The organism is Bifidobacterium saimiriisciurei (genome assembly GCF_010667655.1).
GTDB lineage: Bacteria > Actinomycetota > Actinomycetes > Actinomycetales > Bifidobacteriaceae > Galliscardovia > Galliscardovia saimiriisciurei.
The window spans coordinates 52,641-71,347 of the sequence record NZ_WHZU01000014.1 but is presented as its reverse complement, the minus strand read 5'-3'; the positions used below and the strand labels follow the sequence as shown (position 1 = coordinate 71,347).

Annotated in this window: 11 protein-coding genes and 1 tRNA gene; 5 read left to right on the top strand and 7 right to left on the bottom strand. The window is 64.2% G+C overall.

Annotation, left to right across the window (positions count from 1 at the left end; all coding sequences use genetic code 11):
• Nucleotides 1-29: 29 nt before the first annotated feature.
• Nucleotides 30-1,475, bottom strand: coding sequence for a DUF5067 domain-containing protein (locus GFD18_RS08730; protein ID WP_163200548.1), 1,446 nt, complete (start codon nucleotides 1,473-1,475; stop codon nucleotides 30-32).
• A 101-nt stretch (nucleotides 1,476-1,576) separates the two neighbouring features.
• Between GFD18_RS08730 and GFD18_RS08725 the strand changes: the two genes are divergently transcribed.
• Nucleotides 1,577-2,299, top strand: coding sequence for an HAD family hydrolase (locus tag GFD18_RS08725; RefSeq protein ID WP_163200549.1), 723 nt, complete (start codon nucleotides 1,577-1,579; stop codon nucleotides 2,297-2,299).
• Nucleotides 2,300-2,424: 125 nt separating this feature from the next.
• Here GFD18_RS08725 and GFD18_RS08720 read toward each other — a convergent pair whose 3' ends face one another.
• Nucleotides 2,425-3,468 carry an aldose epimerase family protein gene (locus GFD18_RS08720; protein WP_163200550.1) on the bottom strand — a complete coding sequence of 348 codons (1,044 nt, stop codon included), beginning with the start codon at nucleotides 3,466-3,468 and terminating at the stop codon, nucleotides 2,425-2,427.
• A gap of 202 nt (nucleotides 3,469-3,670) precedes the next feature.
• On the opposite strand from GFD18_RS08720, the gene GFD18_RS11350 reads away from it, so the two are divergent.
• From GFD18_RS11350 to GFD18_RS08705, 3 genes are all read left to right on the top strand, one after another.
• Nucleotides 3,671-4,507, top strand: a complete 837-nt coding sequence (locus tag GFD18_RS11350) for an AraC family transcriptional regulator (RefSeq protein ID WP_163200551.1) — start codon at nucleotides 3,671-3,673, stop codon at nucleotides 4,505-4,507.
• 223 nt (nucleotides 4,508-4,730) lie between these two features.
• Nucleotides 4,731-8,012: a tetratricopeptide repeat protein gene (locus tag GFD18_RS08710; RefSeq protein WP_163200552.1), complete on the top strand. Its 3,282-nt coding sequence runs from the start codon at nucleotides 4,731-4,733 to the stop codon at nucleotides 8,010-8,012.
• 206 nt (nucleotides 8,013-8,218) lie between these two features.
• A complete protein-coding gene (locus GFD18_RS08705) occupies nucleotides 8,219-9,634 on the top strand; it encodes a sugar porter family MFS transporter (RefSeq protein ID WP_225433011.1) in 1,416 nt (471 codons plus the stop codon).
• A 204-nt stretch (nucleotides 9,635-9,838) separates the two neighbouring features.
• Here GFD18_RS08705 and GFD18_RS08700 read toward each other — a convergent pair whose 3' ends face one another.
• On the bottom strand, nucleotides 9,839-12,427 hold the full coding sequence (locus GFD18_RS08700; protein ID WP_163200553.1) for a glycoside hydrolase family 31 protein: 2,589 nt from the start codon (nucleotides 12,425-12,427) through the stop codon (nucleotides 9,839-9,841).
• A 437-nt stretch (nucleotides 12,428-12,864) separates the two neighbouring features.
• On the opposite strand from GFD18_RS08700, the gene GFD18_RS08695 reads away from it, so the two are divergent.
• On the top strand, nucleotides 12,865-13,887 hold the full coding sequence (locus tag GFD18_RS08695; RefSeq protein WP_163200554.1) for a LacI family DNA-binding transcriptional regulator: 1,023 nt from the start codon (nucleotides 12,865-12,867) through the stop codon (nucleotides 13,885-13,887).
• Nucleotides 13,888-14,331: 444 nt separating this feature from the next.
• Here GFD18_RS08695 and GFD18_RS08690 read toward each other — a convergent pair.
• The 4 genes from GFD18_RS08690 to GFD18_RS08675 form a co-directional block, all read right to left on the bottom strand.
• Nucleotides 14,332-14,404 (bottom strand) — tRNA-Ala (locus GFD18_RS08690).
• Nucleotides 14,405-14,657: 253 nt separating this feature from the next.
• Nucleotides 14,658-15,416 carry a DedA family protein gene (locus tag GFD18_RS08685; RefSeq protein WP_163200555.1) on the bottom strand — a complete coding sequence of 253 codons (759 nt, stop codon included), beginning with the start codon at nucleotides 15,414-15,416 and terminating at the stop codon, nucleotides 14,658-14,660.
• Nucleotides 15,417-15,606: 190 nt separating this feature from the next.
• Nucleotides 15,607-16,536 carry an NUDIX hydrolase gene (locus GFD18_RS08680; RefSeq protein ID WP_163200556.1) on the bottom strand — a complete coding sequence of 310 codons (930 nt, stop codon included), beginning with the start codon at nucleotides 16,534-16,536 and terminating at the stop codon, nucleotides 15,607-15,609.
• A 158-nt stretch (nucleotides 16,537-16,694) separates the two neighbouring features.
• Entirely contained in the window at nucleotides 16,695-18,281 is a 1,587-nt protein-coding gene (locus GFD18_RS08675) for a dolichyl-phosphate-mannose--protein mannosyltransferase (RefSeq protein ID WP_163200601.1), read from the bottom strand.
• Nucleotides 18,282-18,707: the final 426 nt, after the last annotated feature.

Here is an 18,707-nt window from a genome sequence, read left to right as displayed (position 1 = left end):
CAGGGGAGGACGGGTCCGCCAGCTGGCGCCTATCCCAGCGAAAACTCCTTCTTCACGGTCTTGCCGTCGAGTCCGGCGTACCCCTTGACGGACGTCGTCACCGGTTTCGAGTCGCTGAGCAGCTCATACGCCATCGTCGTGGTCATCGGCACGTCCTCCATCACCGGCACGTCGCGCGTCGCCACCGAATATCCGGCGAACGGCTGGGAAAACACCGTCTGCTTGAGCTCGACGCCGTCCTGGTACGCGGTCGTCGTCACGGCATTGGTGAACGTCAGGGGAATCGGCGTGCGATTGACCCACTGATACGTCACGATCACCGTGTTCTTGCCGCTGTAGGTCTTCGGCCCGCGTCTGACGCCCGTGGCCTTGATGTCGATGCCCCGCTGGTCGCCGAGAATGTCGTCGTAACGGTACGAGGCGCCGTCCAGCCGCGTCATGCCGAGCGTGAAGCCTTGCGGCATGTCGGGTTTGACGACCTTCCCGGGCGAGGTGACGTCGGTGGCCGTGGAATCCTTGGGCAACGTGAACGAGGCGCCTATCGATGTCGGCATATTGCGCGCGTAATTGCCGACACGCACATCGAACAACGTGTCGTTGTTGTTGCGCAGCTCGTACGCCTTCATGAACTCCAACGAGCCGCCGGGGGCGATCTTCCGTATCGAGTCGGAGAAATCGTAGCCGTCCGGATTGCCGCCGGCGAAGCATCCGACCTGACGCAGGCCGATGCCGGAGTCATAGACGTCGAACGACAGGTACGACTGCATGTCGATGTCGGTTTTCGACGTGTTCTTCGCCTGGTATTTCACCAATACCGTGTTCTGCGCGCTGCAGCTTTTCGGACCGCGCCGGGCGGAGACGACGGTGAATTCGGCGCTGAGCGTCTTGCTGGACTGTTTGAGATACGTGAGTTTGCCGGTACGGTCGAGCACCTCGTATTTTGCGGGTTTCGACGTCGGGGTCGTCGTGGCGTAGCCGCTGGAACCGCCGTTCGTGCGGGAGGAGCCGCGATGCCAGCCGAACAGGCCGCCGATGACGCTGGAGAAACTGGGCAGAAGACAGAGGATGATGAAGACGGTGACGAGGCGGCTCCACCACGTGGATTTCGACTTGCGGCCCGACGAGCCGGTGCTGGTGTCGTCGGGGGTGATGCCAGGGCCGGCGTCGCCGTGACGGACGTCGTCGTATCGGGCGTCGCGGTAGCGGGCGTTGCTGCGCAGTGCCGTGTCGGCGCTGGACGGTTCGGCCTTTCGCCGGCGGCCGGATGATGGTGCGGATGCGGGCTCGGTATATGCGGACTGTGGACCGGACGGTGTGGCCGTGGGTGTCTGCGGTGAGCTCGTGGTCGAGGCAGTGTATGAGGAGTCGTCGATATTGACGTAGTTTGATTGGTTGTCGAACGGTGAGACGTAGCCGTCGTCGCTGCCGTTGGCGTCGTGGTCGCCGTCGTTGCCCCTGCCGCCAAACAATCCCATGATGACCCCTTCGTTCACTGTGGTTCCAGTGTACGTCACGGGCGGCATGGCGGCCGGTGCGTGGGCGTGCGTTTGTTGGGGTTGTTTTTTAGAGTGGAATCATGGCGAATACAACGACGAACAAGACGACGTACAACGGTACGCTGCCGCGCGCGGCGTTCTGGGACATGGACGGCACGCTCATCAACTCCGAACCGATCTGGCACGAGGCCGAGCTGTGGTTCGCCGAACAGTACGGCGGCGACTGGAGCGAGGAGATGGGCTGGAAGGTCACCGGCACCCCCGTGCCCAAGGTGGCGCAGATGATGATCGACCGCGGCACCAGGCTCGGCGTGGAGGAGCTGACCGACGGCATCATCGACTTCGTGGCCAGGCGCGAGATGGAGCATATGCCGTGGATTCCCGGCGTTCTCGACGTGGTGACGGCCCTGCACGAGGCCGGCGTGCCGAACGTGCTCGTCACGGCCTCGCCGCGCGCAATGGCCGAATCGGCGATCGCGCAGGCCCCCGAAGGCGTGTTCGACGCATACGTGTGCGCCGACGACGTGAAGGAGAAGAAGCCGGATCCTGCGCCGTTCCTCGCGGCCGCGGCCAAGCTCGGCATCGAGGGCGACCAGATCCGCGAATGCGTCGCGCTCGAGGACTCCGCCGTGGGGCTGGAATCCGCGGTCCGTGCCGGCGCCACCACCATCGCGCTGACCGGCTACATCCGCTCCGACAACCCGCCATCGAAGAACGGCCCGCAGTTCGCCTGCGTCGAGACCTGGGATGGCGTGACCCCGCAGCTGCTCGGCGACTTCGTGAAGCAGCGTTTGGCCGCGTAACCGAGCGATAGGGGAGTGGTCGTTCCGGGCCTTCGACTGCATGACACGGGCCGGTCACGCTACGTGAGTTAGGCGGCCCATGCCCGCGACTCGGCCCCGCGCCCGACCGCGTGGCGCGCCGTCTCTCACTCGAACCGATACAGCACGTCGAGCCGGTACTCGGTTCCGGCGGGCAACACCGGTCTGGTGCAATCCGTGCGGTTCACCGCGTTCGGCACGAATCCCGGCTCCAGGCACAGTCCCGCGGAAGGGCCGTACCGATGGCCCTGTTTGCCGGGAACATCATCGAGGAACCCGGCCGTGTACAGCAGCACGGTCGGAGCATCCGCATACATCGCCATGCGGATGCCGCTGCGCTCGCCGGTCGCCTCGGCCATAAGCCGCAGGCCGGTCCCTTCGGTCGGAAACGCATGGTTGTATCCTCGGGCGAGCGCTGTCTGCCGGTCGCCGTGTCGTTCCCCGTCGTGCAATCGTTCGCCGATGACGGCCGTATCGCGAAAATCCATGGGCGTGCCGTCGACGGAGGCCGCCGGCTGCGGCAGGGGAACGAACCGTTCGTCGGTCGGATGATACCGTTCCGCCGGTATGCGCAGCCGATGCCCGAGCACGTCGCCGCCGTCTTCGCCGTTGAGATTCCAATACGTGTGCGTGGTCAGGTTCGCAACGGTCGTGGAGTCGCTCATTCCCCGTATGCCGAGCGCCAGCCCGCCGGAGATCAGCTCATACCGTGCCGTCACGCGGAATCGGCCGGGGAATCCCTGGTCCATGTCGGGGCTGTCCAACGCGAACTCGACGGACGATTCGTCGGCGGCCGCAACCGTCCAGTTCCGGTGTTCGTAGCCGTTTGGCTGGCTGTGGTTGCTGTTCGTCCCCTCGTTCGCCGCCAGCCGGTATTCGCGGCCGGCGATGGCGAACCGCGCTCCTTGGATGCGGTTGGCGTTGCGGCCCACTATGGCGCCCATCAACGTATCGTCCGCGACGTATTCATGCGGATCATCCTTGCCGAGCACCACGTCGGTCGGGTGGCCGTCACGGTCGGGTACCGTCAGCGACATGAGCCGCGCGCCGTGATTCGTCAGGCGGGCGGTCATGCCGCCCGGTCCGGTGATGGTCACTGTCCGGATATCGTCGTCGAGTATCGCAGTGGCCTGTCCATGATGATGTGCCATGCGTTCAGGCTAAGTCGGCGCCCATGCGGCGTACTATATGAAAAGTGCTGCGGCATTGTCGAAAAGTGCGCAACATAACGGACGTCATGACATGGGTGGCGTCGGATGAGACGCCGGCCGCGACGATGCTGACGGCCGGAAAATATCTCGAAGGAGAAAACAGCTCGAAGGGGAGTGCGTCATGAAACCGGCGGAACGGAATGTGGTCAACGAACAGTCCGAGCATTTCCGGTACCGTCCGACCAATTCGGGTGCGAAGGTGTTCCTGTATCCGGAGTGGCTGGGCACGTACCGGTACGTGGCCGGCTACAAGCTTAACCGTGGCCCGCTCGATAATTTCCTGCTGTTCTTCATCCGCTCGGGCAGATTCGGCATCGATATCCCCGGCAGGGAGCGCATCGTCGCGCACGCCGGCGACTTCGTGCTCATCGACTGCTACGAACCGCAGTCGTACGAGGCGTTGGCGGACAGCGAGGTGCTGTGGATCCACTTCAACGGCGTCTCCGCGCGCATGTACTACGACTTCATCAGCGAGCGCGCGGGCAACGTGTTCTCCACGGCCAATTCGCAGTTCGCGGTGAATCGTCTGCGCCGCATCGGCGAGGGGTTTCGCGGCGGCACGCGGATGTCGGAGCCGTTGATGTCGCGGTACCTGACCGACATCCTCACCGAATGCGCGAGCGGCGTTGACGATTCGCCCGAGGAGGAGCAGACGCATCAGTATGCCATGGAGGATGTGCAGGATTTCATCGTGGCGAATCTCGCCCAGCCGTTGACGAACGACGAGCTGGCGAATATGGCGTGCATGAGCCGCGGCTACTTCATCAAGGAGTTCCGCAGGGCGACGGGGCTGACGCCCCATGCGTTCCTCGTCAAGGCGCGTATGGACGCGGCGAAGCGATTGCTCGCCAGGACCGATGATTCGTTGAAGCGGATCTGCGCGAAATGCGGGTTCTCGTCGCCGAGCGCGTTCTGTCTGGCGTTCCGCAACGCGGAGGGCATGACGCCGTTGGAATACCGGCGGTCGGTGAGGGGATAGCGTCGGCGTCCGGTCGCGGCCGGTGCCGTCGGCGCCGTCGGCCGCGCCGGAATCGTCGTCATATCCGAACATCGTCGATGTTCGGTTCCTTGGATGTTTTTTACATATCGGAAAGCATTTTTTATAAATCGACGCCTTGGTTTCGGGCATAACGTTGATGGTGACAGCGCAGTCAAGAACAACTACAAACCCAACGATCGCATACGAAATGAAGGAGTTTCCCATGCCTCACAATCCCGTGGTCACCGGCGTCGAAAAGATGATCATCCCGACCTACGAACCGCCCGCCCCCGACGAAATGCCCATGTACTCGGAGTTCCGCCAGCATCAGGGCTCCACCGGCTACGCCTACCCGAACCGTGTGACGCTCGGCGTGGAACGCGACAAGCTCACCGACCATGAGTACACCGTGGTCCGCCTCGAAAACGACTACATCCGCCTGCTGATCCTGCCCGAGCTCGGCGGCCGCATCCTCGAAGGCTACGACAAGGTCAACGACTACAACTTCCTCTACCGCCACCACCGCATCAAGCCCGTCATCGTCGGCTCCTACGGCAACTGGATCTCCGGCGGCATGGAGTTCAACTTCCCGTTCCACCACCGTCCCGGCACCTACATGGCCGTCGACTACAGCATCGAGAAGCTCGACGACGGCACCGTGATCGTCTGGTGCTCCGAGGCCGCGCCCTCGCCGGGCCAGTACCGCCTCAAGGGCACGTGGGGCGTCAAGCTGCGCCCCGACGTCTCCTACTACGAGACCGTGGTGAAGATCGACAACCGCACGCCCGTCAAGCATCCGTTCCTCTGGTACGAGAACGCCGGCATCCACGTCAACGCCAACTACCAGCTGTTCTTCCCGCAGGACGTCGGCTACGTGCACCACCACTACGACCGTCACCACGCCACCTTCCCGATCACCAAGGGCTGGTACGCCGTGGAGAACCACGAAGAGGAAACCGACATCAGCATCCACAAGAACACGCTGAAGGGCAACTCCTACTTCGCCGCCCCCTCGAAGTACGACTTCTTCGGCGGCTACGACCACGACCGCGACTGCGGCACCGTGCACGTGGCCGACCACCACATGGTGCCCGGCAAGAAGCAGTTCATGTGGGCGCTCGAGGACCTCGGCGACGCATGGAACGGCAACCTCACCGACAACGACGGCGAGCACGCCGAGCTCATGGCCGGCGCCTACTCCGACGACCAGCCCGACTTCACGTACATCGCGCCCTACGAGGTGAAGACCTGGTCGCAGTTCTGGTTCCCGATCCACGGCACCAAGGCCCCGACCTTCGCCAACATCCACGGCGTGGTCAACCTCGACAAGGCCAACAGCGAGGTGCGCATCGCCGTCACCAAGAGCGTGGCCGACGCCGTGCTCGAGGTGAGCGACGGCGAGAACACGGTGCTGCGCGAGAGCATCACGCTCGACCCCGGCGACTACCGCGAGTTCGACGTGGCGCTGCCGGCCGACGTCTACACGCTGCGCTTGACCGCCGCCGACGGCACCGTGCTCATGGACTACACCGAGGACAAGCCCGACGTGCTGCGCATCCCCGAGGACAACCCCGGCATCCCCACCCCGCACGAGCTCACCACCGCGCAGGAGATCTACGTGGCCGGCCAGCACATCGACCAGTACCGCGACCCGTCGTTCAAGGGACGCGACTACTACCTCGTGGCGCTCGAACGCGACCCCGAACACCTGCCGTCGCTGCTCGCCATGGCCGAGGACCGCTACAACAACGCCCTGTACGACGAGGCGCTCGAATACCTGCGCCGCGCCGACAAGGTGCTCAACCGGTTCAACCACAACCCGTACGACGGCACCTACAGCTACCTCAAGGCGCTGTGCGAGTACGGCAAGGGCGAGGTCGACGCCGCCTACGAGACCTTCTTCAAGGCCGCATGGAGCAACAACGTCATCTCCCCGGCCATGACCTACATCGCCGGCATCGACGGACAGCGCGGCGACTGGGCCAAGATGAAGGAGCACGCCGAGCAGGCGCTCAAGAAGGAGGCCGACCACGCCATCTGCGGCACCTACAAGGCCATCGCCGAAATCAAGCTCGGCGACCGCGAGACGGGCCTGGCCGAACTCGAGGGCATCATCGCCCGCGACCGGCTCGACCACCTGGCGCGCTTCGCGCACCTCTACTACTCCGGCAAGGACCTCGGCGAGTTCTACTCGATTCTGCTGAGCAACCCCGCGCAGACCATCCTCGACGTCACGTTCGACCTGCTGCTCGCCGGACTGAAGGAGGAGGCTGTCGCCCTGCTCGAAGGCGCCAAGCTCGCCGGGCAGTCCACCCCGATGACCCACTACACGCTCGCCTTCGTCTACGACGCGCTCGGCAAGACCGAGTCCGCCGCCTCCAACCGCAAGGCCGTGTCCGACAGCCCGATCGTGGACGTGTTCCCGTACCGCCTCGAGGAGCTGCCCGTGCTCAAGGCCGCCGTCGAAGCCGACCCGACCGACTACACCGCCGCCTACCTGTACGGCTGCATCCTGTATAACAAGCTGCAGTACAAGGCCGCAGCCGACCAGTGGAAGAAGGTCACCGAACTGAAGCCCGGCTTCTACATCGCATGGCGCAACCTCGCCATCGCCTACTTCAGCAAGTTCGACCGCCGCGAGGAGGCGCTGGAGCTGATGAAGAAGGCCGTGGAGGTCAAGCCGAAGGACGACACGCTCGTGCGCGAGACCAACTACGTGGCCGCCAAGCTCGGCGTGGACGGACGCGAACGCCTCGAATGGCTGCTCGCCAACCTGCCCGACAAGCCATCGGACACCCTCGCCTGGGACCTGGCCGACGCCTACAGCAACGTGTTCGAATTCGACAAGGCGCTCGACGTGCTCAGGCACCACGAGTTCGTGGCCGCCGAATGCCAGGAGACCTACCTCACCGAGTCGTACACCTTCGCACTGTGCTGCAAGGGCCGACTGCTCGAACGTGACGGCAAGGTCGAGGAGGCGCTCGAATGCTACCGCAACGCGCAGATCATCCCCGCGAACTTCCGCGCCGGCTGGTGGGACACCCAGCAGCTGTACTACGCCCGCTGGTTCGAGGCCGCCGCGCTGGAGAAGCTCGGCCGCGAGGACGAGGCCCGCAAGGCCGCATCCCGCCTGCTGCCCTTCATCCACAGCAACTACAGCCCCTACATGGGCCCGGAGACCGACTACTACGTGGCGCTCGCCGAACGCCTGCTCGGCGACAACATCATCTCCCGCAAGGACATGAGCGCCTCCGTGGTCAAGTGGGAGGAGGACGTGAAGAACGACCTCGACCGCAAGCCCATCGTCACCTCGCTGCACCTGTCGTTCGTGCCCGACGGCGTGACCGAGCACAAGGCCGAAACGGTCCGCGCGCTCGCCTACAGCCGCCTGTTCTTCAACGACAAGGATGGCGCCCGCGAGCTGTTCGAGGAGAGCCTGAGGCTCAACCCCGACAACCTCAAGGCCCGCTTCGAGCTGCACCTGCTCGGTGCGCTCGACGCCTGATCCATCATCATCGATTCTCCGTCGGTCCGGTCGGTTTCGGCCGACCGGGTAGACGGAGGCCAACCCCTTCCATCCTCGACGGGGCGTCCTGCTTCTCCTCCTCCAGGACGCCCCGTTTTTCGCTTCCCATATCCTTCCGTCTCCTCCATCCGTATTTGTATTCGTTTCGGCGGCAACGAGGCCGCCGATCACAGTAAGGAATCATCATGTCTGCCACGCAAAAGGTCGTCAGCGAAGACGACGCCATCCGAACGGCGGCCGCACCGGTCGCGCAAGGGTCCATGAAATACGTCATCATCCTGGCGCTCAGCGCCGGCATGGCCGGCCTGCTCTACGGCTACGACGCCGTGAGCATCTCCGGGGCCATCGGCTTCCTGCAGGAGCTCTACGACCTCACCCCGGCCCATGAAGGCCTCATCGTCTCCAGCATCTTCATCGGCGGCGTGGTCGGCGTCGGCGCATCCGGCTTCCTCAGCGACCGCATCGGCCGACGCAAGGTCATGATGTTCGGCGCCCTGTTCTTCTTCATCGCCGGCCTGTTCGCCGCGTTCACCCAGTCGCCCGAGCAGCTGATCGCCGCGCGCATCATCGGCGGCCTCGGCATCGGCCTGTCGTCGTCGATCTCCATCACGTACGTCACCGAATGCGCGCCGGCGAAATGGCGCGGCACATTGTCGTCCATGTACCAGTTCCTGTGCATCATCGGCATCTTCCTCACCAACATCATCAACTTCGCCATCGCGCAGTCCGGCTCGCATGCGTGGGGCGTGAGCACGGGCTGGCGCTGGGTGCTCGGCATCGGTGCCGCGCCCGCGCTGGTGTTGTTCGTGTTCATGCTGCTCGCGCCGGAAAGCCCGCGATTCCTCATGCAGTCCGGCAAGCAGGATCAGGGCTTCAAAATCCTCGAACGCATCAACGGCACGGAGGGCGCGCGCGAGGAGGCCAAGGCCATCGAGGCCTCCATCAAGCTCGACCAGAGCGGCAGCTTCGCCGAGCTGTTCGGTCCCGGCCTGCGCAGGGCGCTGATGGTGGGCATCTTCCTGGCCGTGTTCAACCAGGCGGTCGGCCAGAACACCATCTCCTTCTACGGCCCCACGATCTTCCGCAACGCCGGCTTCGGCGGCAACTCGGAGTTCCTGGCGTCCACCATGGTCGGCGGCGTCGAACTCGTGTTCACCGTCGTGGGCATGGTGCTCATCGACCGCGCGGGACGCAAGCCGCTGATGCTGTGGGGCACGGCGCTGATGGCCGTGTTCGCCATCGCCATGGCGCTGACGTTCATGTTCAACGCATCGGGCGTGCTGGTCGTGGTGTTCGCCTGCGGGTTCATCGCCGCGTTCGCGTTCTCCATGGGGCCGGTCACCTGGGTGATGATCCCCGAACTGTTCCCCACGCATCTTCGCGGCCGCGCCTCCGGACTGTGCGGCGTGTTCATCTGGGGCACCGCATGGCTGGTCGGCCAGTTCACCCCGATGATGTTCGCCGGCTGGGGAGGCCAGGGCATGTTCCTGTTCTTCGCGGCGCTCGACATCATCGGCTTCCTCGGCGTCAGGTTCCTGGTCCCCGAGACCAAGGGCAAGCGTCTCGAGGAGATCGAGGAGTTCTTCCGCCCTAAGAAGTGAGGCGAACCCGCGATTGCCATGTTCCGATATTTCCATATCGGGATTGGAAATATCGTGATTCGAAATATCGGAATTCGAACGATCCTGATATGACGAGGGGTCTGCACGACGGCACGCCGTGCAGACCCCATCATGATGCCTACGCGCGAATCATATGCGCCGCGCGTAGGCGTTGGTTATGCCCATGTCCTCGCGTCCCATTCCCTATTCGCGCGTCAGCACCTCGGCGAGCGCCTGGATTACGGACTGCGGCATGTGGGAGTCGTTGTAGCGGCTCTCGTCCACGCCGTGCAGGTCCTCGAGGGTGGCGAGGCCCGGCAGGGCGGCGACGCCGAGGTCGTCGATCAGGGCCTTGGCCTTCTCCTTGGTGAGGTAGTACATCTGCGCGTCCTTGAGCACGTGGAACACGTCATCGGCCGTCGGGTTCCCGGCGATCGCCGCGCCGTCGGTCAGCGTGAGCGTGATGGTCTCACCGACCGACGTCGCCGGAATCTCGACGATGAGGCTGAGCGTCTCCTCGTCGTAGGACGTCCGGGCCTCGATTGCCGCGCTGCCGTTTGCCGACACCGTGACCGACGAGTCCTTCACGCCGCGGAACACCACCGTCCACGAGCGTTCCTCGGGGACGACGTCGGTCGCGCCCTCGGCCGCGTTGATGACGAACGACGCGTTGCCGGAACCGACTTCGCCGCCAATGTTCCACGTGAAACATGTGGTCGCCTTGCGCACTTCGGACTCCGACGCGCCGTCGTCCTCAACCATGGTGAACTCGCCGTTCGCGCCGGGGAAGACCAGCACGCGCAGGGCTTCGGGGTTGGCGACCGAGTTCAGCGCCGTGCCGTCCGCGCCTGCGTCGCCGTTCTCCGGCAGTTCCTGCAGCGGCACGATGGCGCCGGCCCTGGCGAACACCGGCATGCGGTCGAGGCCGCGCCATGCCTCGAGGCGACGTCCATCGGCCGGCCGCGACACGTAGTGACGGCCGTCGAAGAAGTCGAACCACATGCCCTGCGGCAGCCACACGTCGGCCTTCGCCATCTGCACGTCGCGGTCGATCGGCGTGACGATCGGCGAGACCAGCAGCTCCGTGCCGAAGAGGAACTCGTCGGTGAGCTTGTAGGCGTCGCGAATCTCCGGGTAATCCCAGTACAGCGGCTGCACCAGCGGCTCGGCCTCGCGTGCGGCGCGCCAGTTCATCGTGTACAGGTATGGGATCAGCGCGTGGCGCAGGCGCAGCGTGGCGTCCATCGCGTCGCGCACCTCGGTGTGGAAGTTCCACGGTTCCTTGCCGTTGAACGGCGAGTCGGTGGAGTGCAGACGATTGATGGGGCTGAACGTGCCCAGCTGGTACCAGCGCGCCTCGAGCTCCTCGTCGCGGTAGCCGAACATGTGGCCGCCGATGTCGTGGCTCCACCAGCCGTAGCCGATGTTCGAGGCCGTGGCCGTGAACTCGGGCTGGAACTTCAGCGACTCCCACGTCACCACGGTGTCGCCGGAGAAGCCGATGGGGTAGCGGTGCGAGCCCGGGCCGGCGTAGCGCGAGAACGTGAGCGGCCGGGCGTCCATCCTCTGCGCCGGGTCGGCATCCTCGCCCGAACGCTTCGCGTCGCCGCGCGCCGAATCCAGATAATGCAGGTGGTTGAGCATCCACAGCGGGTCGAGTCCGCGCTGTCGCGTCACGCCGCCCTGCTGCCAGTCAAGCCACCAGAAGTCGACGCCCTCGTCCTCCATCGGATGATGCAGCTTGTCGAAGTACGCGGCCATGAACGTCGGATCGGTCAGGTCGAACTGCACGGCCTCACCGGTCTTCGGGTCCACGCCCGTCGCCTCGGCCATGTCGGCGTAGGCGTCCTCGAACGCGCGCACGCCGTCGCGCGGGTGCACGTTCAGCGTGGTCTTCATGCCGTGGTCATGCAGCCAATGCAGGAACCGCTGCGGATCGGGGAAGAAGTCCTTGTTCCACGTGTAACCCGTCCAGCCCGAGCCATACTTCGGGTCGACGTCGTCCACGAGATGCCAGTCCATATCGATGACGGCCGTCGTGAACGGCAGGCCCTCGGCCTCGAACCGCGTGACCAGCTTCTGGTATTCGGCCTCGGTGTAGCGATGATAGCGGCTCCACCAGTTGCCCAGCACGAAACGCGGCAGCAGCGGCGTCGGGCCGGTGAGCTTGTAGAAATCGTGCACGGCCTCGCGGTAGCGGTGGCCGTAGCCGAACAGATACAGGTCGGTCGTCGGCTCCGGCTTCGGCACGACCCATGTGCCGAACGGATTCGTGTGTCCGCCGACCTCGTCGGCCTCGATGATGATGTTTGATTCGGAATCGTCGATCACCGCCCAGCCGTCGGTGCTGTTCACGCCGTCGTCCACGGGGATGCGGCCGTTCGCCCAGTCGAGCGTGCGGTACGTGCCGCCGAGATTATGCAGCTGGTCGTCGCCGTAATGCCAGGTGTTGTCGGTGCTGGCGACGCCCTTGACCGTGGCGTACAGGCCCTCCTTGGTGAACGGCTTCTTGTTGTACGAGATATGCAGGCTCGGCGTATCGATCTCCAGCCAGCCATCGCGTTCGACCGTCGTGAACCGCGGGGCGTCGTCGCCGTAGGCCGCCGCGAAATCACGGTTGAACGCCATCTGCGTCGGCGTATCGACGAACCGGCCGGAATCGGACCATTCGAAACGCACGAGCGCGTCGGTGAGCAGGCTGATTCGCCAATGGTCGCCGCTGAGCACAGCGGCGGGATTCGTGGCCGGATGCGCGTTCAGCGTCTTCATTGAAAACAGGGATGTATCTACCATGTGCGGACTCCTTCGTCGCTGGATTCAGATCGGTGAACAATATCATCTTATCGTCAGGGATACGATATTTATGATAGCGCTTGCGCAATTGTCGTGCAAGTTGTCATGAATATCAGATGATTCGTTGATGCAAACGTTAATATCGCCGTGATGCCGACGACGGCCGAAGGCGCGTCGGCATCATCCGGCGTTCGCCGGCGATGCGGCGCGCCATCGGGGAGTGCTCGGAAAACGCTCGGAAAATGGGCAAACGCTTGGCATGCTCCCGCTATTTGCGCATTTCCCCATGATTGCGGTAAAAAGAACAGTGGTTGCGCAAGTCTTGCGCAGAGAAGGGCCGATGCGACGTCAAACGACGGGCCGGGGCATGCGAACGGTTCGTGCGGGCCTTTGGCGCATGGTGTGCAGGCCCCGAACGAGCGATGAAGGAGAACGGCGTGGCGAGTCTGAAGGATGTGGCGGCGGCGGCAGGCGTGTCCGAATCCACGGTGTCGAGGGCGTTGCGCGGCACCGGCAGGGTGAGCGAAAAGACCCGCGCTCGCGTGCAGGAGGTCGCCGACCGGCTGCATTTCACCCTCTCGCGCAGCGCATCGTCGCTGGCCAGCGGCAAGACCATGCGCGTGACCATGGTGTTCACCGATTCGCTCAACACCTGGTTCAACTCGGCGGCCATGCAGGGCGCGTACGAGGTGCTCGCCGACGCCGGATACGACCTCGTGCCGCTCATCGTGCGCACGCAGGCCGACCTCCGCCGGTTCTTCGAACAGCTGCCCGGCAACCGCAACGCCGACGGCATGATCGTCGTCTCCATCATGCTCGACCAGCAGCAGGTCGGCATCCTCGAGGACCTCACCATCCCCTCGGTCGGACTGGATGCGCGCGCCATCGGCGGATACAGCGCCACCGTGCGCGTCGACGACATGAACGCCATGCGACAGGCCGTGCAGCTGCTCAACTCGCTCGGCCATAAGCGCATCGGATTCGTCGAGATGCCCGACAACCCCGACTTCCAGTTCAGCGCCAAGCTGCGTTCGGGGGCGTTCCTCGACGTGGCGCGGTCCATGGGCTACGGGGAGGACGAGCTGAGCCTGTTCGAAGGCCGTGACTTCGGCAAGTTCCACAGCTTCCAGGACGCCGTCTCCGAGGCGGCGAACCGCATCATCTCCAAGCGCGACCGGCCCACTGCCGTGTGCGTGGAGACCGACGACTTCGCCATTGCGCTCATGTATGCGGTGCGCAAGGTCGGCCTGCGCGTGCCCGAGGACCTCGCCGTCATCGGCTTCGACGACAACGCGCTCTCCTCCATGGCCGAACTGACCACGCTGCATCAGGATCCGCAGTTGATGGGCCGCATGGCCGCCGAAAAACTCGTGACGCTCATGCGCGGCGAGACGCTGAGCGACCCGCATTCCATGCTGCAGGCCTCGCTGATTCTGCGATCCACCGCCACTCGCATGTGACGCGGGCGGGAGGCCGGCAGCGCGAGTGGCACGCGGCCCGCATTCGGGAATTTGGTCGAATCGGTTATGAGGAGGCCGAAACGAGGCCGTTGGCGAACGTATTGGCCAAGCTTCGGCAGAAAGCTCGATAGATAGGAAATGGATAAGAAAAACCCCGGTGGGTTGGGCACCGGGGCAAGAGGAAGAGAGGAGAAGAAGAAAGGTTCAATTATCAGGTTCCCGAGGAGTAGGAGCCCCATCGCCGGTCCCGTCTTGCGTTGCCGCTCGGCGTTTCCGTTGACGGTTCCTATATAACCCCACGAGTCTTGGCATAACGATGCGAAACCCTTAAATTTCCCTGAAGAAACCATGGCGGTTTCGTGGGGCTGGGGGATGGGCGGTCGGCTGTACCCTTGCAGATATGAAAAAGGCCTTCCGCGGTGGAATGAATGCAGAAGGCCTTCGTGGAGCTAAGGGTAGTCGAAACCCCGACCTCTTCGATGCGAACGAAGCGCTCTACCAACTGAGCTATAGCCCCAAGGGTGCTGTGCTTAACGCGACAACTTGCATTACTTTAATACGCGAATGCGATTCGTGCAATTCGTGTCGGCGTCAGGTCCACGATTCTTCCACATTGCGGGCATTTGGATATTGGCGTGTGTTTTCCTCCGAAGAATCCTCGCAACTCGGGTTTTGGATGTAATCAGGTATGAAAAACCCGTCCGACGAAAAATTCCGGACGGGTTGCACTCTCAGGCCGACGGAAGATAAACCGGCCGAAATGATTTCACTCAGGCGGCGTGGCGCGGGGTGGAATCGCTGAAGCCGGTGGCGTCGACGGTTGCGGCGGCGGTGCCGGCGGCACCGGCCGTCTCGACACCTTCGCCGGCCTTCTTCTTGCCGAACTTCGCCTTGAGCAGGCCGATGATGGTCGGCAGCAGCGAGACGGCGAGAATCAGCACGATCACCAGCTCGAAGTGCTTCTGCACGGCGGGGATGTTGCCGAAGAAGTAGCCGAGGAACGTGAACAGCGACGACCAGGTGAGGCCGCCGAGCACCGAGAACGGCGTGAAGCGGCTCCAGCGCATGCCGGAGATGCCGGAGATGAACGGCATGAACGTGCGGATGAACGGGAAGAAGCGGCCGAGGAACACGGCGAGCGGGCCCCACTTGTCGATCATCTTTTCGGTCTTCTCGATGCGTTCGGGCGTCATGGCCTTGACCTTGCCCGACTTGATGATGCGGCGGCCGAAGAAGTGTCCGATGAAGTAGTTGCACTGGTCGCCGATGATCGGGGCGGTCCACACCACGGGCAGCAGGATGTGCAGCGGCAGCGCGGACTGGCCGGTCACGGCGTCGGGGGCCGCGAACACGCCGGCGGCGAACAGCAGCGAATCGCCGGGCAGGAACGGGAAGAACACCACGCCCGTCTCGATGAACACGATGAGGAAGATGAAGCCGCATGCCACGCCCGGTCCCATGGCGATCCACCCGGCGATCGCGGCGCGCGGGTCCTTGAGCAGTTCGAGGATGAAATTGACGAAACGCATGAAAATCCTTGATAGATCCTTCAGACAAATACTTGATGGTATATCGAACGAAGTCTGTAACCGTCAACCACCCTAGCATTCCGCCATGTACGAGCCATGACCCGCCTCAACTGCCGTCGAAATCCTTACAAATCCGTACGCGAGGGGTGGACTGTCCTGTGGGTTCGAGTCCCATCGGGGTACGGGATACCTACTCGCGCGAGGGGATGAGCGCGGCGATGGCGTCGGTCGAAGGGTCGCGGACCTCGGCCGGATCCGTGCCATCGACCGGCGCAACGACGGCGCCGGCTGCGCGGCCCGGCCATCGGGGCTCGTCGCCGGCGGCCATGTTGCCGTCCGTGCCGCCGGGCGCCACGGTGCCGGAGCCGGCATCGGCGTAGCGATACACGGCCGCGGGACGATGCCGTCCCTCGCGCCGCTTCTCGCCCGTCGCCTCCAACTGCTTGGAGGCGAGCATCTTACGGCGGAAATTCGCCAGGTCTATCGGCTCGCCGGCGATCGCCTCGTACACGTCGTGCAGCTGCGCGAGCGTGAACGTGTCGCCGACCAGTCGCGTGGCCACCTCCGGGTATTCGATGCGGTTCCGCAGCCGCCACAACGCGTGGTCGATGATCTGCCGGTGGTCGAACGCCAATTCGGGCAGGTCGTGCTCGGGGAACCACCGCACGTTGTCGTTCTCGACGAAATCCTTCGTCTCCGCGCGGCCGACCAGCGCCCAGTACACGATGGAGACCATGGGCAGGCCGCCGTGCGATCGCGCGGGGTCGCCGAACGTGTGCAACTGCTCGAGATACCGCGGATGCAGGTCGGTCGTGGATTCCAACGCCGCATAGGCCGCCTGCTCGAGCGACCGGTCGGCGCGCAGCCCGCCGCCGGGCAGCGCCCACATGCCTTTGAACGGCTGGCGCACGCGGCGGACGAGCGGCAGCCACAGCCGGCTGCGTGCGCCGGCCGTCGGCTTTGGCGTGGCGGTCGGAACTGCGGCCTTGGAGGCCGTGACGTCGGGGGATTCGGCGGTCGCCGCAGCCGTGTCCTCGGCGCCGCCCAAGGCGAGGATCACCACGGAGACGCCGACCTGCGGCGGCTGCGATCTACGTTCCGAAACGTTTCCCAATCCCATGGCATTCCTTCCTATATCCAGCTCTCGAGCCACATGAGCCGAGCCGTGAAGCGGGGAACCCGGCGGGTTCCCCGTAGGCGAGGGGAGCGCGATGCATCGAGCGCGACGGTCGCACATGTGGCTCGCAGGTTATCGGTTCTCAATTCAGGCTCCTCCGGCTATATCCAGCTCTCGAGCCACATGTGCGACAGCCAGAACTCGTACGGTACGGGGATGGCCGTCCAGATGGGGTAGAAGAACACGGACACCAGGGCGATGATGACGAGCACGCCGCCCATGATCCACCAGAACGTGAAGGCATCGAGCCGGCTGCGCAGCCAGTCGGCCACGTAGACGAATCCGAGGATGATCCACGGCAGGATGACGATGGCGTAGAACGTGAACGTGGTGCGGTTGAGATACTGCGCCCACGGCAGCCAGCCGCCGAGGAATCCGGCGAGGACGGCCCATATCCGCCAGTCGCCGCGTTTGACGGCGACGGCGATGATGATGCCGGCGATGACGCATGCCGAACCAAGCCACCAGATCAGCGGATTGCCGAGCGAGGTGATGGCGGCCACGCATTTGGAATCGGGACTGAGCGAGCACAGCCCCAGATGGCCGTCGAGCTCCTGCCAGTAGAAGCTGGTCGGCCGCCATTGGATGGGCCAGGTGAGCGGGTTGGCCTTGTAGTCGTGCGGGGCGTCGAGCGTGGTGTGGAACTGCCACATCTGCACGTGGTATTCCACGAACGAGCGCCATGACTGCGGCAGCCAGGTGATGCCGGCGCCGGGGTTCTTCTCGGCCCAGTCGTGCATGTACGAGTCGGGGTGGGTGAACCAGCCGATCCATGTGGCCAGATACGTTGCGATGTAGACGGGCACCATGTATGCGGCGGCAAGCAGGCCGTCCTTCCAGAGGCCGGTGACCAGCCAGCTGCGGAAGCCGGCGACATGGCGCTCCCACGCATCCCACAGCACGCTGATGACGCAGAATACGGCGAAGAGGTAGGCTCCCGACCATTTCACGCCGGTGGTCAGACCGAGCAGTACGGCGGCCGAAAGGCGCCACCATGAGAACGCGATGAACGGGCCGGCGGAGTCGAGCCGCAGCGGCGCGGCCGGGTCGCTGCCCGAGGACGGCAGCCAGCGGGCGCCGCGTTGGACGGATTCGCGGGCGTAGACCCGGTGCAGGCGGCCCCGCGCCCAGTCGCGGTGGCCGAGCATGCAGGCGAACGCGCCGAGCGCGAGCACCATGATGAAGTTGTCGAGAAGACCGGTGCGGCTGAGCGTGATGCCCATACCGTCGATGGCCATGAGGAATCCGCCGATCATCGCCATCGGCAGCGAATGGAACAGCCGCAGGATGACGCGGCACAGGATGAGTATGGCCACGGTGCCTGCCACGGCCGTGGCCGCGCGCCAGGCGAACGGGTTCGCGGCTCCTCCGAACAGCTGCATGCCGAGTGCGATGCACCATTTGCCGAACGGCGGATGGACCACGTATTCTGCGCTGGAATCCCAGGCGTTGAGATACATGCCCTGGGCGAAGAGCTTGTCGATGTCGACGCCGTTGATGGTTTCGGGCCAGTTGCGCGGCTCGCCGGTCATGATCATCGTCCACGCGTCCTTGACGTAATACGTTTCGTCGAAGACCACGGCGCGGGGCGAACCGAGTCGGATGAACCGCAGCAGGCCGCCGAACACGGCCATGAGGATGGGCAGCACCCAGTTCATGATGCGCGACGCATGAAGGAACGCCGGCATGGCCGATGTCTTCGGCGAGGCCGGTTTTTTCCGCAGGGTCGGGGCTGTCGGCTGGTCCGGGGCGATCGCCGCCGTATGCCGGCTGCCGGGGATGTGGCGTTCGGTGCGCTTGACGGTTTCCGGTTTCACCCTTTCAAGGGTAATGGGTCGTTGTGGACGCATGGTGGAGGGCCGTGAGATGTGCGGATGTGCTGGGTGACAGGTGCTGTGGGCGGTGGAGGCCCTGTATGATTTCGGGTAAACAAAAACCGGCCCCCATTCGGGGGCCGGTTCTATGTACAAGCGCTACACAATGCGGAATCTCTACACAACATCGTCGTCGTGGCGGTAAAGTCTAATATCCGCCCAACATCATTGACCTTGGTGATCATCTACTCTTGTGGGCTCCGCTCTTGAGTTTTGCTTGTACTTTTAATTATTTCCGGA